We start from the raw sequence: 26,298 nt of genomic DNA on the forward strand, positions 1-26,298 counted from the left end.
TTCTTCGCCAAGCCCGCCTGGGCTGCGGCGCTCTGCATTTTCCCGCGACGAAACCCGACGTCAGCAGGCTCGTGAAGGGGAGCGTGCGGGACAAGGGCAAGGAGCCGGTCATCGGCCAGGGGCAACCGAGCCTAAAACTGAGCCCAAGACGAGAAACGCCGGTCGCCCCAAACCTGGGACGACCGGCGTTTCCGCTGGTTACCGCTGCGGAGGATACAGGATTCGAACCTGCGAGGGCGTGAACCCAACACGCTTTCCAAGCGTGCGCCTTAGGCCGCTCGGCCAATCCTCCGTGGGGAAGAATACCGGATGGCCCTTTCGCCTTCCGCAGGTGGTCCGACCTGCGGGTACGCGTTCAGGCCGGGACGACGTCGGCGACCACGATGGTGATGTTGTCCGGGCCGCCGCCCTCGTTGGCCAGTGCGATGAGCCTCGGGACGGTTTCCTCTGGGGTGCCTTGGGAAAGGACGTCCTGGATGGCCGGTTCGCTGGCGCCCGCGGTGAGGCCGTCCGAGCAGAGCAGGTAGCGGTCGCCTGCTTGCGGGGTGAATTCCCAGACGTCCGGTTCGGCCGAGCCGGTGCTCAGGAGGGCCTTCATCAGCATTGAGCCGCGCGGGTGGCCGTCGGCGTCGGCGGCGCTGATCGTGCCGTCTTCGACCAGGGCCTGGGCCAGGGTGTGGTCGCGGGTGATGCGCTGCAGTTCGCCGTCTCGCAGGAGGTAGCCGCGGGAGTCGCCGACGTGGGCCGCGGCGAAGTGGGTGCCGTCGAACAGCAGGGTGGTCAGCGTGGTGCCCATGCCGTGGGTCGCGGGGGTTTCCTCGGCCACCTGCGCGAGCTGTTCGCCGACCCGGCGGACGCCGTCGGCGAGCAGGTTCGACAGGTTGTGCGCCGTCAGGTCCAGGGTGCGCAGCTCCGCGTCCAGCGAGGCCAGCACGCTGACCGCGGTCGAGCTGGCCACCTCGCCGTGCGGCTGGCCGCCGATCCCGTCCGCCACCACGAGCATCCGCCCGCTGGCGTACACGGAGTCCTCGTTGTTGGGGCGTCGTCGCCCTTGGTCCGATCCCGCGGAGTAGCGCAGGGTGAACCGGGTCTGCTCGGTGGCCATGCCCCCATGAAACCATTGGTTGACTGAGTTAACAAGCAAAACGATGGAAACCGCTGTCGTCGGCTATCGTGCTCGACATGGCAGACGACGCGGCGGTGAGTGCGGCCGACATCGCGCGCTTGGCGGGCGTGCGCCGGGCGGCGGTGAGCAACTGGCGGCGGCGCCATGACGATTTTCCCAAGCCGGTAGGCGGCACGGCATCCAGCCCGTTGTTTTCGCTGCCGGAAGTGCAGGCGTGGCTGCGCGGGCGCGGTCGTCCGTTCGAGCTGGCGCCGATCGACGAAGCGTGGCAACGGCTGCGCGCGCTCGGCGATGACCTCGACCTTGGCGCGCGGCTGGCGTCGGTCGGCGAGTATCTCGCGGACGACGCCGCGGGGCCGGACGATCCGCAGCTGCTGGCCTTGATCTCCCAGCTCGCCTCGGACGAAGGCGCGGCGGAGACGTTCGAGCAGCTCTGCGACCGGTTCTTCGAAGCACACGCGCGTCGGCTCTCCACGACGCCGACCGCGTACGCCGACCTCATGGTGCGGCTGACCGGTGCGAAGGGCGCCACGGTGCTCGACCCGGCGTGCGGATTCGGGTCGCTGCTGCTGGCCGCCGCGGCGACCCGGGCGCGCGGGCAGGACGTCGACCCGGACACCGCGCGGATCGCCGCGATCCGGCTGCGGCTGCACGGCGCGGACACCGAGGTGCACGCCTCGGATGCGTTGCGCGCGGACGCTTTCGCCGGACGGCTGGCGGACGTCGTGCTGTGCGACCCGCCGTTCAACGAGCGGGGCTGGGGGCACGAGGAACTCGTCGGCGACGCGCGGTGGGAGTACGGCTTGCCGCCGCGTGGCGAGTCGGAGCTGGCGTGGGTGCAGCACTGCCTCGCGCACGTGAAACCCGGTGGCGCGGTGGCGGTTTTGATGCCGGGCGCGGCGGCCGGACGGCGAAGCGGGAAGCGCATCCGGGCCAACTTGCTGCGCGCGGGCGCGTTGCGCGCGGTGTGCACGCTCGCGCCAGGCACCGATCTCTGGCTGCTCACGCGACCGGAACCGGAGCAGCGCGCGCCGGCTACCGTGCTGATCGCCGACACCACCGCGGAGAACGTCGAGCAGGTGTGGCAGGCCTTTTTGGCCGATCCGGACACCGGCGAACGCATCATCGACATGCTCGACGACGACGTCGACCTGACCCCCTCGGGCCGGCCTGGCAAGAGCGATTCGGGCGAGGCTTTCCTGGCCGCGCAACGGATTTTCGGCCAGATCGGGATCGAGCTGCCCAAGCTGGAACTGGCGTCCGGCGAAGCGGCGCACACGACCGTCGGCGAGCTGGTGAAGGCGGGCGCGCTGCGGATCACGCACGCGCCGCCGCGCACCGCCGACGGCGACGAACCCGTGCTGACCACCGACGACGTCCTGATCGGCGGTCCGCCGACCGGGCACGCCGCGGCCGATCCGGCGGCGGTGTTCGCCCACGATGGCGACGTGGTCGCGTCGGTCACCGGCGCGGTGATCGTCCACAGTGGAGCTCCGGTGCGGCTCGGACCCGCGCTTTCCCGTTATCGCGTGGATCCGGAGCTGCTCGACGCGCAGTTCCTCGCCGGATGCCTGCGCGCCGCGGACTTCCCGGTGCACAGCGCGTCGACCCGGATCGACGCGCGCCGGCTCAAGGTGCCGCGGCATCCGCTCGAAACGCAGCGTGCGTACGGCGTCGCGTTCCGCGCGCTCGCGGACTTCGACCGGGCCTTGCGGCAAACCGCGGAAATCGGCCGCGACCTGGTGCGGCTAGGCTTTGCCGCACTCGCCGAAGGACGGCTGAAGCCCGGTGGCGGGTGAGCGCTGTGAGGGGGCCCATGCTGATCGCGGACCGCTACGAGGTCGACGATCTGCCGCTCGGCCGGGGCGGCATGGGTTCGGTGCACCGTGGGTTCGACCGGCGGCTCGGCCGGCAAGTCGCGATCAAGCTGCTTCGGCTCCCCGGCGGCGACGAAGAGCTTGAAGAACGCTTCGCCCGCGAAGCGCGGATTCTCGCCACGCTCGACCATCCCGGCGCGCCCACGCTGTACGACTTCGGCACGCACGACGACCGGTTGTTCCAGGTCATGCAGTTCGTCGAAGGCGTGGCGCTGGACGATCTGCTCGCCGAGCACGGTCCGCTACCGGTGCCGTGGGCGGCGGCGATCGCGGCGCAAGCGGCCGCGGTGCTGTCGGCGGCGCACGCGCGCGCGGTCTGTCACCGTGACCTCAAGCCGGCCAACCTCATGCTCTGTCCGGACGGCAGTGTCAAGGTGATGGACTTCGGGCTCGCTGTGTTGCGCGAAGCCGACACTGCTCGCTTCACGCGCGCGGGACAGCTGCTGGGCACACCGTCGTACATGGCTCCGGAACAGATTCAGCGTGGGCAGGCGGAGCCGCGAAGCGATCTGTACGCGCTCGGTTGTGTACTGCACGAGATGCTCACCGGCCGTCCGGTCTTCACCGGGCCGACCGCGTACGCCGTCTTCGACAAGCAGGTGAAGGAACCAGCGCCGGTCGTTCCCGGCGTACCTCGGGAGCTGAATGCGCTTCTCGCCGCGACGCTTGCGAAGGATCCTTCGATGCGACCGTCTGCGGCGGAAGTCCTGTACGCGCATCTCGTGCCCTTCGCGCGGGACTTGCCGCCGTTGCCGGGGTTCCTGCACCCGGCAACGGCGTTGAGTCCTTCGCGGATGTACGCGCGCATGGTGGGGCTTAGCGGCCAGCGTTGATGCTCGTCGGCGTCTGCTCCGAGAGCGGCAGGCCGAGCTTCTGGATGCGGTAGTAGGTGCAGGCGTTCTGTACGCCGATGCTGATGCCGATCGTGAGCATGATCGTCGAAGAGGCCACGGTGTTGCTGACGCCGAGCGCGGCTCCGATGAAGGAGAAGGCGACGCGTACGCCGATAGTGGCGAACCACAGCACCAACGTGAGCGGAGTGCCCTTCACGAACGTCGTGCCTTCGCGAGCACTGAGTACCGACGACGAGCTACGGACGACGCCCAGCAGCCCGAGGACTACGACGTCGCCAGCCAGCAGCGCGTAGTCCGTCGCGGTCGCGCTTTGCAGCGCGGTGGCGGCGGAGAACACGCCGATCGCGGTCAGGATGAACGGGAGCGTCAGCAAGCGCTTGCGGCTGAGCAGCGTGCCGCGCCACTGGCGGTAGACGACCCGGTAGAGGACGAGCGCCGCGATCGCGACGTACAGAACGATGGTGAGCGGGCCGAGGTTCACGGTGCTCCTTCGGAAAGGTGGTCGGCTTCGCCCGGCCGGCGGCGGGTGCCGGGAGGAGGCCCGGCGTGCTTCCAGCCTCGCCGGGGTCGATGCGCTTTTCGTCGGCGCACGGGCTGGGGCCGGGTGGATTCGCGGTTCAACCCTCGGGTGGAGACGCCGGATCGTGACCATTGCCGAGCAACCACGAAGGGGTGGTGGTCGTCTATTCGGGTGATACGGGTCCTGCCGAATGCGACCCGACCGAACGCGGGGGTACCGGATCGTGAAGAGGGTTCTGGTGGGGATGGCGGCGCTGGCCGCGGCTTTCGGGCTCGTGGCGTGCTCCGGGGGCACGGCCGGGTCGGCGTCCGGCGGCGGGGCAGTGCCCGCGGCGGCGAGCGTGTCCAGCTCGTCCTCGAGTGCGCCGACCAGCAGTTCTGCCCCGGCGACCAGCAGCAGCCCGGAGAGCACCAGCGCGAAGCCGACTCCGAAACCGACGCCGAAGCCCACGCCCAAGCCCAAGACGGACCCGGAGCCGAGCGACGCCGACGTCCCGTGCGCGGCGGCCGCCGCCGCTTCCGGCACCAGCGCCTGTGTCGACATTTCCGCGCACCGCGCCTGGCTCCTGCAGGACGGCAAGGTGATCTACGGGCCCGTCTCGATGCTGCCCGGACGCAAGGGGCACGCGACCCCGACCGGCACGTTCCACGTGCTGTCCAAGGAAAAGCTGCACCTGAGCAAGCAGTTCGACAACGCGCCGATGCCGAACTCGGTCTTCTTCTACCCGGGCGACGCGTTCCACACCGGCAGCCTGAAGGTGTACTCGCACGGCTGCATCCACCTGTCGGCGGCGTCGTCGCTGCGGTTCTTCACCACGCTGCACATCGGCGACGTGGTCCAGGTCGTGGCGTGACTCAGCGCGTCACGGTCGAGTAAATATCACCCGATCGAGGCAACTTACTCCCCCTTTTGAGCGATTACCGATCGCTGAGAAAGGGGGCCTGGATGGCCTGGCACAAGCTCCGTTCCCTGCTGGTGGCCGCACTCGTGGTCGTCGCAGTCCCCACCGTGGTCACCGCCCCGGTGGCAGCAGCCGATACTCCGGCGCTGCCGCCGGGGTTTGTCTTGCGGGACCTGCCCACCGGGCTCGGGCAGTACGAGTTCACCGATTTCGCCTGGCTGCCCGACGACAGCGTGCTGGCCCTCGGCAAGTCCGGCGTCGTCAACTGGGTCCCGGCCGCGGGCGGCGGCGCACCGGAGCAGATCGCGACCTTCTCGGTCGAGACGCAAGGCGACATGGGCCTTACGAGCATCGCGCTCGCGCCGGACTACGCCACCTCGCACCAGATCTACCTGAACCGTTCGGTGTCGCTGGGCAACGGTCAGTACACGCTGCGCGCCGCCAAGTTCACCGTGCAGCTCGACGGTGCTGGGCATCCGTCCGGACTGACCGGAGAGCAGGTGATTTTCGACCTGCCGGGCAGTCCGTATTACATCCACGGCCTCGACACGGTTTATCCCGCGCCGGACGGCACGCTCTGGTACTCCGTCGGCGACAACGGCGACGCGGGCAAGACCAACCCGGTCGCCTTCGCCGCACAGGACCTCGACTCGCCGTTCGGCAAGATCCTGCACCTCACCGCGGACGGCAAGGGGGTGCCGAGCCATCCGTACTACAACGCTGCCGCGCCGGATTCCGCTCGCAGCAAGGTGTTCGCGAGCGGATTCCGCAACCCGTTCCGGTTCAGCCTCGATCCGAAGAGCGGGCTGCCGGTGGTCGGCGACGTCGGCTGGTACACGTGGGAAGAGCTGGATGTCGTGCAGCCTGGCGCGAATCTCGCTTGGCCTTGCTATGAGGGGAACCACCTGACGCCGGGCTATTCGACTGACGCACGTTGTGCTTCGGCGGTGAACACGCCGCCGTTGTGGGACTACCAGCACGGGACTGGTCCGGCGCAAGGCAACAGCGTTACCGGCGGGATTGTGTATGGGGGCACGACCTATCCGGCGGCTTACCAGGGTGCGTACTTCTTCGGGGACTACGCGGGGCAGAAGATCTGGACGCTGCGGTATGACGCGCAGGGCAAGCTCACGCAGGCGCCTTCGAGTCCGTCGCCGTTCCAGAATGTTGGTGGGGTTACTCGGATTTCCGCTGCCCCTAACGGGGATATCGTCTTCAGTGATCTCAACGCCGGGGTGTTGCGGCGGTTGAGTTACTCGACGAACAATGCTCCTCCGGCAGCGAAGGCTGCTTCAGCTACGGATCCGGACAGTCGGACGGTTTCCTTTGATGCCAGCGGTTCTACTGATGCTGACGGGGATGCGCTGACGTATTCGTGGGACTTCGGGGACGGTGCTACGGGTGCTGGGGTTCAGGTCAGTCATCAGTATGGCGAGGGGGCTTCGTTCACTGCGACGGTGACGGTGTCGGATCCGCTGGGCGGGGTCGGGACTGCGAAGGTTGTTGTCGCGCCGGGTAATCACTCGCCGGTGTTGACGTTGTCCGCGCCGGATAAGGCTTTTGCGGTGGGTGAGCCGGTTTCGCTGTCGGCCACGGCTAGTGATGTGGAGGATGGCGGGCTTCCTGTTACGTGGACGTCGATGATTCGGCACTGTCCGGATCTTGGGGCCTGCCATGTGCATCCTGGGGATGGTTCGACTGGGCCGTCGTTGACGGTGCCGTTTACTGAGCACACGGACTCGCGGATGGAGTTCACCGCGACGGTTACCGATAGTGCTGGGGTACAGGCTAGTAAGACTTATGTCGCTTACCCGCGCCAGCATCGGTTGACGTTGGTGGGGACGCAGCCTGCCGCGTTGAGCATTCCCAGCGAGGGGGGTGTCAGCAGTGCGATGGTCACTGAGGGGGCCACGTTTGATGTGACCGCGGCGTTGGTGGGGACTGACGGGGTTTCCAAGTTCGCTGGGTGGCAGGGTGGTCCGGCTACCTCTTCGTGGTCGATCACTGTTGGTGCTGGTGACCTGACGCTTACTGCTAATTACGTGACTGCGATTGATCAGCGGTATGCGGGTGAGCCTGGGTTGCGGAGTTTGCTCGGTGCGCCAACGGGGCCCGAGGTGGTGGACGGGCTGGTGCGGTACCGGGCTTATGCGAACGGGCGGTTGTACTGGTCCGCGGCTACTGGGGTGCGGGAGATCGGCGGGCAGATTTTGGCTCGGTATCTCGCGATTGGCGGGCATCGGGTTTATGGGCCGCCGGTTACCGATGAGACTCCGACTCCGGATGGGGTGGGGCGGTACAACCATTTGATGGGTACGCCGGGGAGTCAAGCCGCTTCTGTTTATTGGACTCCGGGTACTGGGGCACATTCGGTGCAGGGGCAGATCCGGGTCAAGTGGGCTGCGCTCGGGTGGGAGCGCGGGGTTGGGTATCCGGTCACTGACGAGTCCGGGACTCCGGACGGGGTTGGTCGGTATAACCATTTCACTGGTGGGTCGGTTTATTGGACTCCTGCTGGTGGGGCGCATCAGGTTGGTGGGGCTATTCGGGACAAGTGGGCTTCGCTGGGGTGGGAGCGCGGGGTTGGGTATCCGACTACCGATGAGTCTGTGACTCCGGATCGGGTTGGGCGGTATAACCACTTCACGGGTGGGTCGGTGTATTGGACGCCGGGTACTGGGGCGCATCAGATTGGTGGGGCTATTCGGGATAAGTGGGCCTCGTTGGGGTGGGAGCGGGGGCTTGGGTATCCCGTGACCGATGAGACCGCTACTCCTGGTGGGGGTGCTCGGTATAACCACTTTGGCGGTGGCGGGTCGGTTTATTGGAGTGCGGGGACTGGGGCGCATATGGTGCAGGGGGAGATTCGGAAGCGGTGGGCTGCGTTGGGGTGGGAGAGAGGGTATTTGGGGTTGCCTGTGTCGGATGAGTATCCGATTGGCGGGGGTGCTCGTAGTGATTTTCGGGGTGGGTTTGTTGTTTATCGGAATGGGGGTGTGGTGGATTATCGGTGGTGAGGTTCTCTCGGGCGGCTCGTCGCCTGGCGGCGACATTGCCGGTTAGTGGTTGCGTGGGGCACTCCGAAGGCCAATTGTGCTGACGGTTCGGGGGTGCTTGTCAAGGCGGGAAAGATGCCTTGACAAGCACCCCCGAACCGCAGGGCGGCTTTGTATCGGGGTTGGGGGAGGGGCTGGGTGCCTCGCTGTTTGGGTGCAGCGGTGCGGTTTTAGGGGCGGTGAACGGCAGCCATGCAAAAAGCTACCGCGCACCACCGACAGAAAGTCAGGCCAGGTCAGCCGGGCGGGTGCCGATGGAGGTGAGTGGCAAGCCCAGCGCGACGCGTTCCGTCAGCCAGTTGCTGGGGCGGTAGCGGGGGTCGCCGGTGGCTCGGTGCAGGCCGTTCAGGATTCGGAGGACTTTTTCTGGTCCGACCCGGTCGCCCCATTCCAGGGGGCCGCGAGGGTAGCCCAGGCCTAGACGGACTGCGGTGTCGATGTCGGCGGGGGCGGCCAGGCCCTGGTCGGCTAGGTAGCAGGCCGTGTTGATGATGGAGGCCAGCAAGCGTTGGGCGATGGGGGCGGCGCCGTCTCGGACTGCCGTTACTGGGGTTCCTGTGGCGGCCAGGGCGCCCCAGGCGGCGCGGCCGTAGTGGGGGTCCAGTCCTGGGTGGACGGACATCGTGAAGCGCGATTCGTAGCCTAGGGCGTCGATTCCGACGACGCGTGAGGCGGGCAGTTCCAGTTGCCGCGCGGCCTCCACAGTGGACTCTCCGCGCAGGGTGACCAGGAGAACCGTGTCGGGGTAGGCGTCTTGGACTACGTCTACGCCTGCTGCGGAGAGGAGGCGGGCCAGTCGTTCGTCGGCCGCGTAGACCGGTGTGGTGGGGGCTGGCGGTGCTGCGGGCTCGGGCGGGAGTTCCTGTTTTCCGTCGACATAACGGTAAAAACCTTCGCCGGTTTTGCGGCCGAAGAGTCCGGCGGCGACACGCGGGCGGGTGAGCCACGACGGGCGCAGGCGTGGTTCGGCGTGGAAGCCGCTCCAGATGCTTTCCAGTACCGCGTGCGAGACGTCCAAGCCGGTCAGATCCAGCAGCTCGAACGGGCCCAGTTTGAGGCCGAGTACGTCGCGTGCGATGCGGTCGATTTCGGCGGGGGCGGCGAGGGATTCCGAAAGAATCTGCAGGGCTTCGGTGTTCAGGCCGCGGCCGGCGTGATTGACGAGAAACCCGGGGGCGTCCTTCGCCAGCACGGGTTCGTGGCCCCAGCCGCGGACGAGTTCGAGGGCTTCGCCGGGAAGCCAATCGGCGGTGCGGGCGCCGGGGACGACCTCGACCAGTCGCATCAGCGGGACTGGGTTGAAGAAGTGCAGGCCGATCATGCGCGTGGGATCGGTGAGTCCGGCGGCGATTTCGGTGACGGACAGCGAGCTGGTGTTGGTCGCGAAGATGGTGTCCGGGCCACAGACCTTCTCGAGGCCGGCGAAGAGGGTTTGCTTCGTTTCCAGGTCTTCGCGGACGGCTTCGATCACCAGGTCGACCCCCTCGGCGGGGGCGAGCGGGCCGTCGACCGGGACCAGGTTTTCCTTCGCCGCGCGGCCGGCCTCCTCGGTCAGCTTCTCCTTGGCGACCAGCCGGTCGACCATCGCGCCGACGTGGTCGATCGCCGCGGTCACCGCTTCCGGCTGTGCGTCCGCGAGTTCCACGGTGACTCCGCCGGTCGCGGCGAGCTGGACGATGCCGCGTCCCATCACCCCGGTGCCGATCACCCGGATCCTGCCGACCCGTCCGGCCCATCCCGTCACGTCGAACCCACCTTTCGCGTTGGCGCCACGGCGAACTTACCCCGGACTACAGACCGACGAAGTCCGCCATCTGCCCGATGAGGTGCTCGAAGTACGCGTCCGCCGGGTCGACGCTGCCGACGTACTGGCCGAACAGCTCGAAGTTGAGCGCGCCGAACAGCTGGGTCCAGGCGGCGATGGCGCGCATGACGACCTCGGCCGGCGCGTCGATGTCCAGGATCTTGGCGAGCTCGCCGGCTTGCGCGCGCAGTTCGTCCGACATCGGCGCGGTGACGGCGGGTTCGTGCGGGTTGCCGTCGCGCAGTACCGCGACCAGCGCGAACGCCACTCGTCCGGCGGGGCCGACGGTGTCTTGCGGAGCTTGGTAACCGGGGATCGGCGAGCCGTAGATGAGCGAGTACTCGTGCGGGTGCGCGCGGGCCCATTCGCGGGTCGCGCGCCAGATGGCCCGCCAGCGTTCGCGCGGGTCGCCGGTGTGCGGGTCGGCCTGTTCGGCGGCCTCGCCGACGGCGTTGTACGCGTCGACGATCAGCGCGGTGAGCAGGTGATCGCGGCTCGGGAAGTACCGGTACAGCGCCGACGAGACCATCCCCAGCTCACGGGCGACCGCACGCAGGGAAAGTCCGTGCGCGCCGACCTCGGCGAGCTGGCGGCGGGCCTCGTCCTTGATCTCGCGGGTCAGCTCGGCGCGGACCCGTTCGCGGGCGGTCCGGGGTGCGGCAGTCATGCGATCAGTGTGCCTCGGAGTAGAGCGCTGCGCAAAACCGAGAGCAGTGCTCTTGACGCGAGACCGCCTGAGGTGTTCACTGTTCACAACAGAGAGCACCGCTCTCGCTGACTGGAGGAGAACCCCATGACCAGCACTCGTTACCTCGAACCGGGCAAGGCGACCGCGGCGTTCAACGGCTGCGTCCGCTGGCTCACCAAGCGCGGCCTGAGCGTGTGGGGCAGCCGGGTGCTGGGCGTTCGCGGCCGCAAGTCCGGCGAACTGCGCGAGGTGCCGGTGAACCTGCTGCCGTTCGAGGGCAAGCAGTACCTGGTGGCCGCGCGCGGCGAAACCCAGTGGGTGCGGAACCTGCGCGCGGCGGGCGAAGGCCAGCTGACCGTTGGGCGGCGCACCGAGACTTTCCGCTATCGCGAGCTGTCCGACGACGAGAAGCCCGCCATCCTGCGCTCGTATCTCAAGCGCTGGGCGTTCGAGGTCGGCGCGTTCTTCGAGGGCGTCGACGCGAAGGCGCCGGAGGAAAAGCTGCTGGAAATCGCGCCGGGCTACCCGGTGTTCGAGGTCTTCACCCGGTGAGTCAGCGCTTCCGGACCGCGGTGGCCGCGACGAGGACGACGCCGACCAGGAACGCGACCAGTCCGATCAGGAACCACAGTTTCTGTCCGGTCATGAAGCTGCCGGTCAGCACGCCGACGCCCTGCAGCACCCACACCGCGCCGACGAGCACCAGCACGACCCCGCACGCCAGCGTGATCCACCGCTTCACGACCATCTCCTCGCTCGGGAAGGGAACCTCGAGGAAGTCTCTCAAGGTTCCCTTCCCCCCGAGTTACCCGCGGCGGCGAGGTTGTCCGTTGCCGAGCTGCTGTGCTTCGCCGAGCGAGGTCGCGGTGGCCGTAGTGCCCTGGACCTTCGCGACCACGGTGACGTTGTCGCCGGACTTCGGCGAACCGGTTTTCACCGTGGCCGAATCCAGCGTGTAGGTCTGCTGGTAGCCGTCCTTGCTGGTCAGGGTCACCGACGTGGCGCTGAGTTCGGTGATCGTCCCGGTCTGCAGGCGTTCGGTCACGTACCCGCCGGCCGTGTCCGGCACCACGAAGTCGCCGTGCAGCGCGTCGCGCAGCGCGGCGATTCCGCCCATGCCGCGGCCGGCGAAACCACCGGGTCCGCCTGGGCCGCCGAATCCGCCCGGACCTTGCTGCGCGGACGCGTCGTTGCCGCCGCTGCCCGCCCAGATCGCCAGTCCGCCGCCCACCGCGAGCACGGCCGCGACGCCCGCCGCGAGCGCGGTTTTCCGGCCCGACCACGTGGTGCCCGGGCCGCCGCCGGATGCCGGAGCGGGCTGCTCTCCCCAGGTCGCGCCCTGAGCTGGATCGGTCGTCATGGTCTCCTCCGGAACGTTCGGGCTGGTCCTTTCCGAGCGTCGGGGCGGCCGCTGTGCGGAGGCTGTGCCGGACGTGGGGGACACCTGTGCGCCCCGGTCGGGGAAACGCCGCACAGGAAACGCACAGCCAGTACTCAGCTCGGCCTGAAGACGGAATCCGAAGATGGCACCATGAGCAGTGTGAACGCCGCGTCTGCCGGCCGGGGCAAGGCCGAACTGCGCCGCGCGGACGGCAGCCCGGTCCGCGTGCTGGTCGTCGACGACGAGTCGACGCTGGCCGAACTCGTGTCCATGGCCCTGCGGATGGAGGGCTGGGAGGTGCGCAGCGCGGGCACCGGGGCCGAGGCGGTGCGCGTCGGCCGCGATTTCCGGCCGGACGCCGTGGTGCTCGACGTGATGCTGCCCGATTTCGACGGGCTCGAGGTGCTGCGCCGGATGCGCGCCGAAACGCCGTATCTGCCGGTTCTTTTCCTCACCGCGAAAGACGCGGTGGAGGACCGGATCGCCGGGCTCACCGCGGGCGGCGACGATTACGTGACCAAACCGTTCAGCCTGGAAGAAGTGGCGCTGCGGCTGCGCGCGCTGCTGCGCCGGGCGGGCGGCGTTTCCGGGGCGACCGGGTCACAGCTCGTGGTCGGCGATCTCACGCTGGACGAGGACAGCCGCGAGGTGCACCGCGGCGGCGATCTGGTGCCGCTGACCGCGACCGAGTTCGAACTGCTGCGGTACCTGATGCGCAATCCGCGCCGCGTGCTGTCGAAAGCGCAGATCCTCGACCGCGTGTGGAGCTACGATTTCGGCGGCCAGGCCAATATCGTCGAGCTGTACATTTCCTATCTCCGCAAGAAAATCGACGCCGATCGGGAACCGATGATCCACACCATGCGCGGCGCCGGGTATGTCCTCAAACCCGCCGCGGGCTGAGCGCCGCCGTCCGTGGTCCTTGCGCCGCAGGCTGATCGTGCAGCTGGCGGCGCTGCTCGCGCTGGTCTGCGTGGTGGTCGGCGTGGTCACCGAACTGGCGTTGAACAGTTTCCTCGTCGGGCAGCTCGACGGACAGCTGGCGGCGGCGAGCGACCGCGGGTTCCGGCACGGCGTGCCGCGTCCGCCCATCAACGGTCCCGGAAAACTGCCGCCGGACCCGCTTCGCGTGCTCGGCCAGCCCGAGGGGACGCTCAGCCTGGTCGTGCACGACGGCGTGGTCAACGGGCAGGTGATCGGCCCGTTCGGGCTCGTCCCGCTGACGCCGGACCAGGACCGGATCCTGCTCGTGCTCGCGCCGAACGGACAGAGCCGCACCGTCGAGCTTCCCGGAAGCCTCAAGAAATACCGCGTGGTCGCGACCTATTCGCCGCGCGGCGAGTTCACCGTGATCGGGCTGCCGATGAACCGGGTCTCGGAAACGTTGTGGCGGCTGGGATTCATTTTCGGCGGCGTCGCGCTCTGCGGCATTCTCGTCGCCGGGTTCGCCGGCGCGGTCACGATCCGGCGGACGATGGCCCCGCTGGACCGGCTCGCCGCCACCGCTTCCCGGGTGTCCGAACTGCCGCTGGACCGCGGCGAGGTCGCGCTGTCCGAGCGAGTGCCCGAAGTGGACACTGACCCGAGGACCGAGGTCGGCAAGGTCGGATCGGCGATCAACCGGATGCTGGGCCACATCGCCGAAGCGCTCGCCGCCCGGCACGCGAGCGAAAGCCGGGTGCGGCAGTTCGTCGCGGACGCGAGCCACGAACTGCGCACGCCGCTCGCCGCGATCCGCGGCTACGCCGAATTGACCCGGCGCAGCGGCGAACAGGTGCCGCCGGACATCGCGTTCGCGATGAGCCGGGTGGAATCCGAATCGGCGCGGATGACGATGCTCGTGGAAGACCTGCTGCTGCTCGCCCGGCTCGACTCCGGGCGTCCGGTGGTGCCCGAGCCGGTCGATTTGTCCCGGCTGGTCGCGGACGCGGTCGCCGATTCGCACGTCGCCGGCCCGGAACACAAGTGGCTGCTGGAACTTCCCGGCGAGCCGATCTCGGTGCTCGGCGATTCCGGGCAGTTGCACCAGGTGGTGCTGAATCTTCTCGGCAACGCGCGCACGCATACGCCCGCGGGGACCACGGTGGCCACCGCGCTGTCCACTAAGGACGGATGGGCGACTTTGTCCGTTGTGGACGACGGGCCGGGCATTCCGCCGGAAATCCTGCCCGAGGTTTTCGAGAGGTTCGCCCGGGGCGACAATTCGCGGTCGCGTGCCGCCGGGAGCACCGGGCTGGGGCTGGCGATCGTCGCCGCGGTCGTGGCCGCGCATTCCGGGCGCGTGATGGTCACCAGCCAGCCGGGGCGTACCGAGTTCGTGGCTTCCTTCCCGCAATCGTGAGCGGTGCGCCGCCCGGGTCGAGCGGCGCGACGACCTCACGCGAAGGTGACCGAGGTATTGGCTCCGCACAAGACAAAACACGGCAGCTCGGCTGGGACGCGCCCAGCCAGCCAGGCGGCCAGCGGAGCCGCGGCGGCGGGTTCGACGACGAGCCGGAACTCGCGCCACAGCAGGTCGCGCGCGGCGAGGATTTCGGCATCGGACACCAGCACTGAAGTGACGCTTGGCGAGGTGAGGATGCCGAACGCCAGCTCGCCGACGCGGGTCGCGCCGAGTGCCGAGGCGGCGACCGAGTCGATGATGACGTCCACCGGTTCGCCCGCGGCGAGGGCGGCGTGCAGTGCCTGGCAGTGCTCCGGCTCCACGGCGAACACCTGACGGCCGTCCGCGGCCAGCGTCGCGCCGGAGGCCAGTCCGCCGCCGCCCACTGCGACGACGATGGCGTCCACGTCCGGTGCGTCGGCGACGATTTCCGCGGTCGCGGTTCCTTGCCCGGCGATCACGTCGGCGTCGTCGTACGCGTGCAGGTAGCGGGTGCCGGGTTCGTCGGCGACCGCCAACGCGGCTGCCGCGGCTTCGCCATATGTCGCGCCGTGCCGGATGAGCTTCGCACCGGCTGCTTCGATGCCGGCGGCCTTCGCCTCGGGCACGGTCTCCGGCACGTAGACGACAGCGGGAACCCCCAGTGTCTGCGCGGCGGTCGCGACGCCGAGACCGTGGTTGCCGCCCGACGCGGTGACCACTCGCTTCGGTTCAGGGCCGTTGAGCAGGGCGTTTACCGCGCCGCGCAGCTTGAACGAACCGGACCGCTGGAGGTGCTCCAGCTTCAGGACAAGCGGACGACCGTCGATTTCGGTGCGTAACAGCGGCGTCCACCGGACGTGTGGTCGGAGGCGGAGGTGGGCAGCGGCGACGTCGGCGGCAGAGGGTGCGATGCGCATATCGGTCATTCTCCTCTCCCGGGCCGCCTCGGGTGCCACTCGCCGGGAAAACCCCAGCGTGACAGGGCGCGACACGGGACAAGAGGGCATTGTCTAGTTCTTGCCGATCTCGCTAAGCTCTGCGCAGACGTGGGGTGTCCGACCATGTGCGTACCGCGACGAGTACTACCGAGAGTAGTAGCGTCCTGCGGGTGTCCCCGTTCGGTGCACTTCACGCCTCGGTCTCGCCGGGACTCCTCGGGAACGGAAGGTGACGTGGATGCGCGACGGCTCGGCCCGGTCGCCGGAATCCGCTGCGCGGCTGCTTGACCGCCTCGGGATCCGCACTGTGCAGGCGCGAGTGACTGTGCTGGTCGTGGCTCCGCTGATCCTGGCCGCAGCGGCGGCGGTCCCGCTCGTGCTCACCCAGGTCACCGCCGCGGCGAAGGCCGCGACCACTTCGGACACCGCGGCCCGGGCGCGGCAGGTGGGCTCGCTGGTGGGGCAGTTGCAGCAGGAAGGCCTGCTCACGGCCGCTTTTGTCGCGGACCCGTCGGCCACCAACACCGCGCTCGTCCGGCAGCAGCAGACGGTGGACGGCACCGCGCACGGCGTCGCGGACAGCCTGGTCGGCCCCGGCGGCGAACTGTCGAAACTGCGGCAGAACGCGCTCAATCGACAGATTTCCGTAGCTGATGTTGCCTCTGGCTACGATTCCATCTCCGGTGGGCTGATCGACGCACTCGGACTGGCCACTTCGGACGATGCTGGGGTCCGGGCCCTCGACGCACTGCTGCGCGCGGACGAGCAGCGAGCGGCCAGGGCGACCGCGCTGATCGCGTCCGCCGGAGCTGATCGCGCAGGTCAGCGCGCTGCGGTTTACGAAGAACAGTTCGACCGGCTGGCCGGGAAGCAGGACGCGGCACAGGTCTCCGCGATGGAAACCGGGGCGACTGCCCAGCAGCTCGACCGGCTGGCCGCCGCGCCGCGGCAGGACCGGCAGTTTGTGTCCGATGTGGTCACTGCCGGTACTCAGCTCGCCGAGCAGCGCGGCGCGGTGGAAGCCCGGATCGCCGGCGCGATCGCCGATACCGCCTCCGCGAAAGCGTCCAGCGCGACCCGGACGGCTTATCTCGTCGGCGGTGCCGCGATTGTCCTTTTCGGACTAATCGCTGCGCTGTCCGTGCTGACCGCGCGATCGGTCGTCCGGCCGCTGCGGCGGCTGAGCGGGCAAGCCCGCTCGACCGCGGACCTGGCCGGCCCTGAATTGGTTCAGGCCGCGGAGCCGGCGTCGGGTCCGCCGCAACCGTTGCTGCCCGCGCTCGAGGCGGGTACCGGTGGCGAACTCGCTGAGCTGGCCGACGCGTTCAACCGGCTCCGAGGCACCGCGGTCGAAGCCGTGACAGAACAGGCGAATGCCCGCCGCGCCGCGCTCCAGCTGCTGGTCGGAGCGGCCAAGCGCACGCAGAACCTGGTCGCCGGCCAGCGCACCACGGTGGAGGAATTGACGCGCGGCACCGACGATCCGGTATTGCTCGCCGGGCTGCGTCGCGTGGGGCACGCCGCCCTTCGGCTGCGCCGCACCGCCGACGATCTCCTTGTAGTGACGGGAAACCGGGACGAAACGCGGGTCGGCGGCCCGATCGAACTGGCCACCGCGCTGCGCTCGGCCGCCGCGGAAATCGACGACGAATCCCGCATCCGGATCGGCGAACCGGCGGAGGCGCTGCTCGCGCCGTCGCTGGGCATCGACCTCGTGCTGCTGTTCGCCGAACTGCTGGAAAACGCGGCCGCGTTCTCGCCGCCGGAGTCCCTGGTGGAGATCTCGACCGAGTTCCAGCCCTCCGGCGATCTGCTGGTGCGCATCGCCGACCACGGCGTCGGGCTGTCGCCGGAACGGCTGGCGCAGGAGAACCACCGGCTCGCCGAACCGGTCGACGCGGCGTCCGGACAGCAACTCGGCCTGGCCGTGGTCGGGCGGCTCGCGCGGCGGCATTCGCTGCGCGTCCAATTGGAGTCTACTTCGGACGGTGGGGTGACGGCGATGGTTTCGGTGCCGCAGGCGTTGTTCACCCGCGACGTCGATTTCCGGCGCGGGCCAGGGCTTTTCGAACCGGGACAGGTGCCCGACCCGCGGCCGGTGCTGCTGCCCGCGCCCGCGATCGCCGCGCTGTCCACGCCGACCCCGCCCGGATTCCGGTGGTTCGCCGACCAGCCGGAGCCCGAAGCCGACGAAGCGAAACCGGAAGAGGCTCCGGAGTGGCCTGAGGCGGAGCCGGAATTCGCCTCGCTCACCGGAACGCTGGAACTCCCCGACGAACCCGAAGAGCCTGAGCCGTCCACAAAGGACACCGAGGGTGCCGCTGACCCGTCCCCGACGCATCAGTTCACCGTGGTTCCGCCGGAATCCCGCGACGGAGTGTTCCGCCGCGTCCCCGGCGCCCAGCTGGCTCCCGGGCTGAAACTCCCGCAGCTCGTCCGCACCCCGTTGCCGCGCCGCGAACTGCGCGATCCGGCCGCCGAGCGGGCCACCTTCGACTCGTTTTCCGACGGCGTCGCCAAAGCACAGCAAGTCACCGCTCGCCAGGCCGATCAAGGAGGATCATGACCGTTCCCGCCGCCGCGCAGAACTTCAACTGGCTGGTCAACCGCTTCGCGCTGCACACCGCCGGCGCGATCGCCGCGCTCGCGGTGTCCGCGGACGGGCTGTTGATCGCCGCCTCGCAGGACCTCGACCGGGCGGACGCCGACCGGCTCGCGGCGACCTGCTCGGCGATGCTCGCGCTGGCCCAGAGCGTGTCCGAAAGCCATCCGCTCGGCGATCCGGACAAGGTCGTGGTCGAACTGGAACGCGGCTACCTGGTGGTCTGCACCATCAGCATCGGCTGCTCGCTCGGCGTGCTGGCCAACAAGCAGGCCAGTCTCGGCACGATCGCCTACGAGATGGCGATGTTCGCCAACCGCGCGTCCGAAGTCCTCACCCCCGCGCTGGTCGAGGAGCTGAAGAACACCGCGTTCGCCTGACCCGTGAAGATCCTCGTGCTTGGCCCGGCCGGAGCCGGGAAAACGACGGCGGTGCACGCCGTTTCGGAGATCGCGCCGGTGCGCACCGACGCTGGCGCCACCACCGCGGCGCTCGACTTCGGCCGGCTCGGCGAGGGCGAGCGGCGGCGGTACCTGTTCGGCGCGCCGGGGCAGGCCCGGTTCTGGTTCCGCTGGCCGGACCTCGTGCGGGGCGCGGACGCCGCGCTCGTGGTGGTCGACCCGCGGCGGATCGCGGACGCCTACCCGGTGCTCGACGCGGTCGAGGGCATGCGGCTGCCCTTCGTGGTCGGGGTGAACTGCTTCGACGGCCTGCTCACCCGGCCGCTGCACGACGTGCGCTGGGCGCTGACCGTGCGCGACGGCGTCCCGGTGCACCCGTTCGACGCCCGCGACCCGGCGTCCGTGCGCGAGGTGCTCGACCTGGTCGCGGCGGGGGCGGCCGAGGGGGCGCGGGCGCGGCAACCGAGTCCGCTATAGTCGTCTGCGGGGACCCCCCGTGGCGTCCACCCTGTGAACTTCCCCAGGGCCGGAAGGCAGCAAGGATAAGCGGGCTCTGGCGGGTACGGGGGGAACCCGCTTTTTTTATGGCCCTAAAACAAGCCGAGGACGTCGTCCGGCGGTGTCGGCGAGGGCAGCGCTTCCGCGTCAAACACCGGCGCGGCCTTTCCCCGGAGCTGCCGCAGCTCAGCGCCGTGCACCACACGCGCTGGATACGGCGAAGACGCCGCGCGCCGGGTCAGCTCCGCCGTCGGCAGCTCGAGCCGGGAAGCGGCCAGCACGAGATTCCCGAACCGCCGGCCGCGCAGCACGCTGGGTTCCGCCAGCAGGACGACGTGCGGAAACACCTCCGCCAGCGTCGCGAGGAACCGGCGCGCGAACGGCAGGCCAGGGCCGTCGGAGATGTTCGCCAGCATCGTCGCGCCCGGGCGCAGCACGCGGGCCACGTCGGTCGCGAACTCGACGGTCGCCAAGCCGCTCGCCAGCGTCGCGCGTTCGAAGGCGTCGAGCACGATCAGGTCCGCCGTCGAGTCGGGCCGGCTGCGCACGCCCGCGCGACCGTCCTCGATCCGCACCCGCAGTTTCGGGACGCTGCGCAGGTCAAGCTGTTCGCGGACCAGGTCGATCAGCGGTTCGTCGGCGTCGAAGACCAGCTGCCGCGAACCCGGGCGCGTCGCGGCGACGTAGCGCGGCAGGGAGCAGCCCGCGCCGCCGACGTGCAGCGCGTCGAGCGGGCCGGGCGGAAGGAAGTCGACCAGGTCGCCGAGCCGGCGCACGTAGTCGAACTCCAGATTCGTCGGATCGTCCAGATCGACGTAGGACTGCGCCACCCCGCCCACCGAAAGCATCCACGCGTTGGGCCGATCGGCGTCGCGCAGCAGCTCGGCGGTCCCGAACCGCACCGGGTACGTGCCCGGCCGCGGGCCGCTCGGCGCACGGCCGCGACCGGAACGGGAGGGGCTCACCGTGCTCACTGTAGTCTCGGGCACGTGGCTCTCGCGCTGTACCGGAAGTACCGTCCGGCGACCTTCGCCGAGGTCGTCGGCCAGGAGCATGTGACCGAACCGCTGCGCACGGCGCTGGCCGCCGGGCGCATCAACCACGCGTACCTGTTCTCCGGGCCACGCGGCTGCGGCAAGACATCGAGCGCGCGGATCATGGCGCGCTCGCTCAACTGCGCCAAGGGCCCGACGCCGGATCCGTGCGGCGAGTGCAACTCGTGCCGCGCGCTCGCGCCGGAAGGCCCGGGCAGCGTCGACGTCACCGAACTCGACGCGGCCAGCCACGGCGGTGTGGACGACGCCCGCGACCTGCGGGACAAGGCGTTCTACGCGCCCGCCGAATCGCGCTATCGCGTGTTCATCATCGACGAGGCGCACATGGTCACCACGCAGGGCTTCAACGCTCTGCTGAAGATCGTCGAAGAACCGCCTGAGCACCTGATCTTCATCTTCGCCACCACCGAGCCGGACAAGGTGCTCACCACCATCCGCTCGCGCACGCACCACTACCCGTTCCGGCTGATCCCGCCGAGTTCGATGCGGGAGCTGCTGGAGCGCAACGTCGCCGCCGAGGGCGCGACGGTCGAACCGGCGGTGTACCCGCTGGTGATCCGCGCCGGCGGGGGTTCGGCTCGCGATACGCAGTCGGTGCTGGACCAGCTGCTCGCCGGGGCCGGTCCGGAAGGTGTCACGTACCCGCGGGCGGTGGCGCTGCTGGGCGTCACGGACACCGCGCTGATCGACGCGGTGATCGACGGGCTCGCGAACGACGACCCGGCCGAAGTGTTCGGCACCGTCGAGAAACTCGCCGACGCCGGGCACGACCCGCGCCGCTTCGCCACCGACCTGCTCGACCGGCTGCGTGACCTGCTGCTGATGCGCGCGGTCCCGGAAGCGGGCGAACGCGGCCTGGTCAACGCGCCGGACGACGAGCTGAAGCGGATGACCGAGCAGGCCGAGAAGCTCGGCCCGGCCACGCTGTCCCGCTATGCCGACATCGTCCACAGTGGACTTCTGGAGATGCGCGGCGCGACGTCGCCGCGGCTCGTGCTCGAACTGCTCTGCGCGCGGATGCTGCTGCCGTCGGTCACCGAGGCGGAGAAAGCCTTGCTGGCGCGGATCGAAAAGCTCGAGCGGCGTCCGGCCGGTGCGCCCGCTCCGGCCGGTGCCCCGGCTCCGCACGCTGGTCCCGCTCCGGTCGCTGCTCCGGCCGCATCCGCTGCTCCGGCGGAGGCTCCGGCTCGGTTCCAGCGGCCTTCGCAGCGTCCGGCGCAGGAAGCTTCCCCCGCACGTCCGGTGCAGGAAGCTCCCGCCGCACCGGCCGAACCGGCGCGTCCGGCTCGCCCGGAGGTGAGCCGTCCGGCTCCTGCTGAACCGCCTGCCCCCGCTCCCGCCCCGGAAGCGCCGTCCGCCGCGGAAGCCCCGGCCGCGGGCGGGATCGACGCGGCCAAGGTGCGCGAGAAGTGGCCGCAACTGCTGGCGTCGCTGCGGAAGTTCACCGGCGGGCGCGCGCTCGAAGCCATGCTCACGCAGGCGACGGTCGCCGAAGTCGACGGTTCGGCGGTCACGCTGACGCACAAGTCCGAACCGCTCGCCCGGCGCCTGAGCGATCAGGGCAACGCGAGCAAGATCGCGGCCGGGCTGAGCGAGGTGCTCGGCGGCGAATGGCAGGTCCGCTGCGTGCACGGCGCGGCCGCGGCCGCCGCTCCGGCGCGGCAGGCGCCCCGGCAGCAACCGGCCGCACCGGCTCCGGAACGGTCGTTCACGCGTCCGTCCGCGTCCGCGCAGGCCCCGGCGGCCGCCGCGCCCCCGCCGCCGAAACCCGCGCCGGAGGCCCCGAGCCGCCCGCGCGTCACCACGAGCGAACCGGACATCCCGCTCCCGCCCGAACCCACGGACGAGGACGACGACATCTACTCCGAGGACTCGAGCCCGGTCCCGCCGCCTCCGCCGCCGCCCGCGGAGGAGGACCCGGAGCAGATCGCCCGCAAGCTGCTTTCGGACCACCTCGGCGCACGTCCGCTGGACTGACCGGCTCGTGAGTGCTGCGCACGGTCAGTCCCCGTGCGCAGCACTCACCGGCGTGTCCGCCCGGCCTGAGCCGCAGGTGGCTCGTGAGTGCGCATCCCGGTTCTAACCGGGATAAACACTCACGACCTTCTGCGGGTGCTGCGTCGGCGGCGCTTGCACGGTCACGGTCCGGGTCGCCGCATCCCAGCTCCAGCTTCCGCTGCGCCGCCCGTCCACGTACACCGCGGCAGGCGCGCTGGCATTCGTGAACCGGACCGTCCAAGCGCGCTGCGAGGCACCGATCGCGAGCGTCGCCGAGTGGGGATTTTCGGTGTAGCGCAACGCAGTCGTGCCCGACCCGTCGTTCAGCGTGAACGCGCCGTCGTGCCCGCCAGCCACGGTGACGGTCGCGGCCGTGCGCGGATCCTGTGCGTCGCCGGGCACGTTTCCGCTGCGGGTCACCATGATTCCGCCCGAGCGCAGGAATACCGGCATGGTGTCCCAGCCCGTGGTGATCTGCGCGCTGGTGCCGCCGCGGTAGGTCTTGCCGGTGAAGTAATCCGTCCAGTCGCTGCCCGGCGGGAACCAGACGCTGGTGGTCGCCGTGGTGCCCGGGCTGGTCGCCGGAGCTACGAGGACGTCCGGGCCGTACAGGTATTCCCCGCCAGCCTGTACGTACGCCTCCTGCTGGTCCGGGTATTGCAGGTACAGCGGGCGCACGATCGGCATTCCCGTCGCCGTGGCCTGCTGTGCGAGCGTGTACGTATAGGGCACGAGATTCTCGCGCAGGTTAAGGAATTTCGTCGCGGACGCGTCCGCCTCCGCTCCGTACTGCCAGGGCAACCGGTCGCTGTGGTTGGAGTGCAGCCGGTCGATCGGCTGGAACGTGCCAAGCTGGACCCAGCGCGCGTACAGGTCGTCCGGCAGTTTCGTGCTGCCCGGCTCCGTGCCCGGCTGCTGCAATCCGCCGGTGTGGCCGCCGATGTCGTGGCTAATCGAAGCGAGGCCGGTCGCCGCGGATTCACCGGGCGTGTAGCCGACCTCGAAAGCCAGCGTGGCCCAGTCGGAAATGGTGTCTCCGGTGAAGTGCAGCGTGGTGCGCTTGTCCGCCCACGGTCCGGTCGGCACCGCGGTCGGCGAGCTGTATCCGCCGGCTTGCAGCGAGCCGTACGCGCGGGAGAACGCGAAGCTGCCGCGCTTTGCGTACTGCTGGTTGATCCACGCGTCCGGAGTGACGCCGGCGAGGCTGGATTTCGAGCTGTCGCAACACCAATCGAGCCACCAGACGTCGTTGCCTTGCTGTTCCATCGGCCGGTGCAGGTCGAAATACGCGCGCAGCTGGTCAGGGTCGCCGAAATCGAAGACGTAGCAGTCTTTTCCGCAGCTGGGCTGCAGTTTGCCCTTCGCGGTCGCCTGCGCCGCCGGGAACTGCGGGTCGTCGGCGCGGATGCTCGGGTGGATGTTCAGCGACGTGTGCAGGCCCTCCTCGTGCGCCCACTGGAAGAACGCCTTCGGATCGGGGAAGCGGGTCGGGTCGATTTCCCAGCCGTTCCAGCGGTCCGGCGATTTGAAGTCGGTGTCGATGACGAGCATGTCGAGCGGTACGTGCTGCTCGCGGAATTTCGGCACGATCGTCTGCTGGAAGTCGGCGGCCGTGCGGTCGTAGTACTCGGAGTACCAGACGCCGTAAGCCCAGCGGGGCAGCAACAGCGACGGTCCGGTCAGCTGGGCCAGTTCCCGCAGCGCTTGGCCGTAGTTCTGGCCGTAGGCGAAGACGTAGCCGTCCTGGTAGGTCTCGCTGCTGGGCCGCTGGGTGACGGCTTTGGTGCGCGGGTCGTACAGCGCCGATGCGGTGTCGTCGAGGAGTGACCAGCCGTCCTGGTAAAGGATTCCGGGTGCGGAGACCGCGCTTCCGTCGACGCCGTCGAGGCCGCGTCGGTAACCGCCGAGCGGCGCGTGCGGGGCGAGCAGTGCCGAATGCGCGGCGGTGACGGCGACGGTGTCGAGGTTGACGTGGCAGTTCGCGTCCGGGCAGGACAGCGTGACGGTGTTGGCGCCAGCCTTGAGTCGCACCGGGATTGCCTTGGTGCGCCACGAATTCCAGCTGCTGGTCGACGGCAGGGTCAGGTCGGTCGAGGTGCCCCCGGTTTGGAGGGTCAACGAGGTCGGTTGGGTTTGGCCGGAGACGGCGGTCGCGTCCGCGTAGCGCAGCTGCAGGTCGTAGGCACCGTCGGCGGGGACGCCGGTGATGGTCAACGCGTCGGCTGCGCCGGGTCGCTCCATGCCCGCGAGGAAGGACTTGCCGGAGTGGCCGTCGTGGTCACTGGCCGGGTGTGCGCCGCCGGACAGCGCGCCTTGTTCTGCCTCGCACAGGGCACCGAACGCGCACGGCGTCGGCGCGGGCGGCACGGGCTGCGGGTACGCGGCACCGGGGTTGACCACGGCGAGGCTGTCGATGTTGACGTTGCCCGAGTCGGCGGTGCCGCGCTTGACGGTCACCTGGTGCTGTCCGGCAGGCAAGGTGAGCGGCACGGTCGCGAGGGCCCAGGTGTCCCAGTCCGCGGTGGCTGGAAGGGTGACGGGGTGCGCGTTCGTGCCGTCGACGAGGACGGTGAGCGTGCGGGTGGTGTGCTGCCCGTCGCCGCCGGTTCCGTTGGCGTAGCGCAGATCCAGCTGCTGAGCACCGGGCGCGGTGACGCGGAAGGACAGGCTGTCGCCGGGGTTGGTGAAGCCCGCCGCGAAACCGTCGCCGGTGTAGCCGCGGTGGTCGGTAGCCGTGCCGGGTCCGTAGAGCTGCAGTTGTTCGGCCTCGCAGAGGGTGCCGAACGCGCAGGCCGGAGTCAGCTTGCCCGCCCACGGCCGCGCGGTGACATCCTGGCCGCCGGTGCGCAGCTGGACGGTGAGGTTGTCGTCGGAAAACGCGCCCGAGTCGAGTTTGTAACGCAGTTGGACGGCGCTGGTCCGGATGGTCAGCCAGCCGTCGCGTTTTGTTGCGGTGTAAGGGGTTTTGGGAAAACTGCCGCGGCCGATCGCGTTGAACGTGCCAGCGTCGACGAACTTGGCGTCGCCCGCGTACTCGGTGCGGATGAGCGTCGGCGACAGGACTTCGAAGCGGGCTTGCCCGGCGGTCACCGCCGGTGGAGCGGCCTCGGCGACCCCCGTCGACACGAGCGTGCCCGCCATGGCTGCCACGGCAAGCAGCCGTACCAGTCGTCCTCGGAGTGATGTGGCCACCGGCGCCTCCTCGACAGGTCCCCAGCGACGGTAAGTCGGGACCGATCAAGGGAGAAGACGGTGTCCGGTGTTCTGTCCGCTCAGTAGCCCTTTCGGCTCCCTGCGTCAGGAGCCGGCGAGGTACGCCTCGATCGCCTTCGCGATGGCCTGCGCGTAGTGCGCCCGGCCCGCCGCGGACGACATCTGGCTCGCCTCGTCGGCGTTGCGCATGTTGCCGCATTCGACGAGCACGGCCGGCCGGGTCGACAGGTTGAGCCCGGCCAGATCATTCCGCGGCGAAAGGCCCGCCGAGCCGATGTATGTGGAGGTGGCGAAGCCGTCGTCGCGGATTCCGTCGCGCAGGGTGCGCGCGAGCTTCAGCGACGGTTCGCCCTGCGCCGCGTTCAACGGAGGCGCCGAGTACGCGACGTGGAAGCCGTGCGCGGTCGGCGAAGTGGAGCCGTCGGCGTGGATCGAGACCACGGCGTCGGCGTTCGCGTCGTTGCCGAGCTGCGCGCGCTCGTCGACGCACGGGCCGACGCCGGAGTCGTTCTGCCGGGTGTAGACGACCTTGATTCCCTTGGCCGCCAACGCGTTCCCGACCTCCCGCGCGACCGCGAAGGTGAACGCGTGCTCCGGGTACCCGGCGTTGGTCGAAGTGCCGGTGGTGTTGCACGGCTTAGTCTGGCCGCGCCCGGCGGGCACCTTCCGGTTGATCTCGGCGGGATGCGAGGCGTTGCCGCCGTTGTGACCGGGATCGAGGACCACGACCTTGCCCGAGCCGACCGGCGGCGCCGCGGACGTCGAGGGCGGGTTCGAAGACGAGGACGGCGGGGCCGGGCTGGACGACGACGGGCTCGGAGCCGGGGACGCCGGGGACGCCGGGGTCGCCTGGGGCGCCGATGTCGGCGCGGCGGCCGGTGAGGGAGGCGTCTCGCCGCCGCCGGAACACGCCGTGAGCAGCACCAGGCCGGTCAGCAGCGGGAGAGTCTTCGCTCGCACGAGACCACGGTGCCACAGCACACGCGTGCCGCCAGGACGGACGCGCCGGGCTCGCGGCTAG

Annotated in this window: 21 protein-coding genes, 1 tRNA gene and 1 other RNA gene; 12 read left to right on the forward strand and 11 right to left on the reverse strand. The window is 69.6% G+C overall.

The window, feature by feature from the left end; genetic code table 11:
* Window positions 1-207 precede the first annotated feature (207 nt).
* Window positions 208-292: transfer RNA gene (locus F9C12_RS25855), tRNA-Ser, on the reverse strand.
* 63 nt (window positions 293-355) lie between these two features.
* A complete protein-coding gene (locus F9C12_RS25860; protein ID WP_409184408.1) occupies window positions 356-1,105 on the reverse strand; it encodes a PP2C family protein-serine/threonine phosphatase in 750 nt (249 codons plus the stop codon).
* 77 nt (window positions 1,106-1,182) lie between these two features.
* Here F9C12_RS25860 and F9C12_RS25865 point away from each other — a divergent pair, with 77 nt between their 5' ends.
* Window positions 1,183-2,925, forward strand: a complete 1,743-nt coding sequence (locus tag F9C12_RS25865; protein ID WP_409462109.1) for a class I SAM-dependent DNA methyltransferase — start codon at window positions 1,183-1,185, stop codon at window positions 2,923-2,925.
* A 17-nt stretch (window positions 2,926-2,942) separates the two neighbouring features.
* Window positions 2,943-3,836, forward strand: coding sequence for a serine/threonine-protein kinase (locus F9C12_RS25870; protein ID WP_409184410.1), 894 nt, complete (start codon window positions 2,943-2,945; stop codon window positions 3,834-3,836).
* On the opposite strand, the gene F9C12_RS25875 is transcribed toward F9C12_RS25870, so the two are convergent.
* Window positions 3,820-4,338, reverse strand: coding sequence for a hypothetical protein (locus F9C12_RS25875; RefSeq protein ID WP_409184411.1), 519 nt, complete (start codon window positions 4,336-4,338; stop codon window positions 3,820-3,822). The two genes, F9C12_RS25870 and F9C12_RS25875, sit on opposite strands and share 17 nt — an antisense overlap.
* 262 nt (window positions 4,339-4,600) lie before the next feature.
* Between F9C12_RS25875 and F9C12_RS25880 the strand changes: the two genes are divergently transcribed.
* Window positions 4,601-5,230 (forward strand): L,D-transpeptidase, encoded by a 630-nt coding sequence (locus tag F9C12_RS25880; RefSeq protein WP_409462110.1) that lies wholly within the window; start codon window positions 4,601-4,603, stop codon window positions 5,228-5,230.
* A 92-nt stretch (window positions 5,231-5,322) separates the two neighbouring features.
* Window positions 5,323-8,295, forward strand: a complete 2,973-nt coding sequence (locus F9C12_RS25885) for a PQQ-dependent sugar dehydrogenase (protein WP_409462111.1) — start codon at window positions 5,323-5,325, stop codon at window positions 8,293-8,295.
* A 265-nt stretch (window positions 8,296-8,560) separates the two neighbouring features.
* On the opposite strand, the gene F9C12_RS25890 is transcribed toward F9C12_RS25885, so the two are convergent.
* Together F9C12_RS25890 and F9C12_RS25895 are read right to left on the reverse strand one after the other, a co-directional pair.
* Window positions 8,561-10,078 (reverse strand): 3-hydroxyacyl-CoA dehydrogenase, encoded by a 1,518-nt coding sequence (locus F9C12_RS25890; protein ID WP_409462112.1) that lies wholly within the window; start codon window positions 10,076-10,078, stop codon window positions 8,561-8,563.
* A gap of 46 nt (window positions 10,079-10,124) precedes the next feature.
* Window positions 10,125-10,805 carry a TetR/AcrR family transcriptional regulator gene (locus tag F9C12_RS25895; RefSeq protein ID WP_409184415.1) on the reverse strand — a complete coding sequence of 227 codons (681 nt, stop codon included), beginning with the start codon at window positions 10,803-10,805 and terminating at the stop codon, window positions 10,125-10,127.
* 126 nt (window positions 10,806-10,931) lie between these two features.
* Between F9C12_RS25895 and F9C12_RS25900 the strand changes: the two genes are divergently transcribed.
* A complete protein-coding gene (locus tag F9C12_RS25900) occupies window positions 10,932-11,378 on the forward strand; it encodes a nitroreductase family deazaflavin-dependent oxidoreductase (RefSeq protein WP_409462113.1) in 447 nt (148 codons plus the stop codon).
* A 1-nt stretch (window position 11,379) separates the two neighbouring features.
* Here F9C12_RS25900 and F9C12_RS25905 read toward each other — a convergent pair whose 3' ends face one another.
* Together F9C12_RS25905 and F9C12_RS25910 are read right to left on the reverse strand one after the other, a co-directional pair.
* Window positions 11,380-11,568: a hypothetical protein gene (locus F9C12_RS25905; RefSeq protein ID WP_409184417.1), complete on the reverse strand. Its 189-nt coding sequence runs from the start codon at window positions 11,566-11,568 to the stop codon at window positions 11,380-11,382.
* A 63-nt stretch (window positions 11,569-11,631) separates the two neighbouring features.
* Window positions 11,632-12,186, reverse strand: coding sequence for a hypothetical protein (locus F9C12_RS25910; protein ID WP_409462114.1), 555 nt, complete (start codon window positions 12,184-12,186; stop codon window positions 11,632-11,634).
* Between the two features lie 171 nt (window positions 12,187-12,357).
* Here F9C12_RS25910 and F9C12_RS25915 point away from each other — a divergent pair, with 171 nt between their 5' ends.
* Complete coding sequence (locus F9C12_RS25915) at window positions 12,358-13,110, forward strand: response regulator transcription factor (protein WP_409184419.1); 753 nt, start codon at window positions 12,358-12,360, stop codon at window positions 13,108-13,110.
* Window positions 13,085-14,548: a sensor histidine kinase gene (locus F9C12_RS25920; RefSeq protein WP_409462115.1), complete on the forward strand. Its 1,464-nt coding sequence runs from the start codon at window positions 13,085-13,087 to the stop codon at window positions 14,546-14,548. The genes F9C12_RS25915 and F9C12_RS25920 overlap by 26 nt, the downstream gene beginning before the upstream one ends.
* A 35-nt stretch (window positions 14,549-14,583) precedes the next feature.
* On the opposite strand, the gene F9C12_RS25925 is transcribed toward F9C12_RS25920, so the two are convergent.
* The gene (locus F9C12_RS25925; RefSeq protein ID WP_409462116.1) at window positions 14,584-15,489 is read right to left on the reverse strand and encodes a serine/threonine dehydratase; all 906 of its coding nucleotides are present in this window, start codon (window positions 15,487-15,489) and stop codon (window positions 14,584-14,586) included.
* 259 nt (window positions 15,490-15,748) lie between these two features.
* On the opposite strand from F9C12_RS25925, the gene F9C12_RS25930 reads away from it, so the two are divergent.
* The 4 genes from F9C12_RS25930 to ffs all read left to right on the forward strand — a co-directional run bounded on the left by F9C12_RS25930 (window position 15,749) and on the right by ffs (window position 19,095).
* Entirely contained in the window at window positions 15,749-18,076 is a 2,328-nt protein-coding gene (locus tag F9C12_RS25930) for an ATP-binding protein (protein WP_409462117.1), read from the forward strand.
* Window positions 18,073-18,492 carry a roadblock/LC7 domain-containing protein gene (locus tag F9C12_RS25935; RefSeq protein ID WP_009084595.1) on the forward strand — a complete coding sequence of 140 codons (420 nt, stop codon included), beginning with the start codon at window positions 18,073-18,075 and terminating at the stop codon, window positions 18,490-18,492. Before F9C12_RS25930 ends, F9C12_RS25935 begins: the two co-directional genes overlap by 4 nt.
* A 3-nt stretch (window positions 18,493-18,495) precedes the next feature.
* Window positions 18,496-18,990 carry a GTP-binding protein gene (locus F9C12_RS25940; protein ID WP_409462118.1) on the forward strand — a complete coding sequence of 165 codons (495 nt, stop codon included), beginning with the start codon at window positions 18,496-18,498 and terminating at the stop codon, window positions 18,988-18,990.
* 5 nt (window positions 18,991-18,995) lie between these two features.
* An RNA gene (ffs, locus tag F9C12_RS25945) (signal recognition particle sRNA small type) lies at window positions 18,996-19,095 on the forward strand.
* Window positions 19,096-19,103: 8 nt separating this feature from the next.
* On the opposite strand, the gene F9C12_RS25950 is transcribed toward ffs, so the two are convergent.
* Entirely contained in the window at window positions 19,104-19,913 is an 810-nt protein-coding gene (locus tag F9C12_RS25950) for a spermidine synthase (protein ID WP_409467073.1), read from the reverse strand.
* Between the two features lie 87 nt (window positions 19,914-20,000).
* Here F9C12_RS25950 and F9C12_RS25955 point away from each other — a divergent pair, with 87 nt between their 5' ends.
* Window positions 20,001-22,043 (forward strand): DNA polymerase III subunit gamma and tau, encoded by a 2,043-nt coding sequence (locus F9C12_RS25955; protein ID WP_409462119.1) that lies wholly within the window; start codon window positions 20,001-20,003, stop codon window positions 22,041-22,043.
* A gap of 102 nt (window positions 22,044-22,145) precedes the next feature.
* Here the strand turns inward: F9C12_RS25955 and F9C12_RS25960 are convergent, their stop codons facing one another.
* Window positions 22,146-25,256: a TIM-barrel domain-containing protein gene (locus F9C12_RS25960; protein ID WP_409462120.1), complete on the reverse strand. Its 3,111-nt coding sequence runs from the start codon at window positions 25,254-25,256 to the stop codon at window positions 22,146-22,148.
* Between the two features lie 105 nt (window positions 25,257-25,361).
* A complete protein-coding gene (locus F9C12_RS25965) occupies window positions 25,362-26,237 on the reverse strand; it encodes an N-acetylmuramoyl-L-alanine amidase (protein ID WP_409462121.1) in 876 nt (291 codons plus the stop codon).
* Between the last annotated feature and the right edge of the window lie 61 nt (window positions 26,238-26,298).

The sequence above is a fragment of the Amycolatopsis sp. GA6-003 genome, assembly GCF_046267895.1.
Classification (GTDB): domain Bacteria; phylum Actinomycetota; class Actinomycetes; order Mycobacteriales; family Pseudonocardiaceae; genus Amycolatopsis.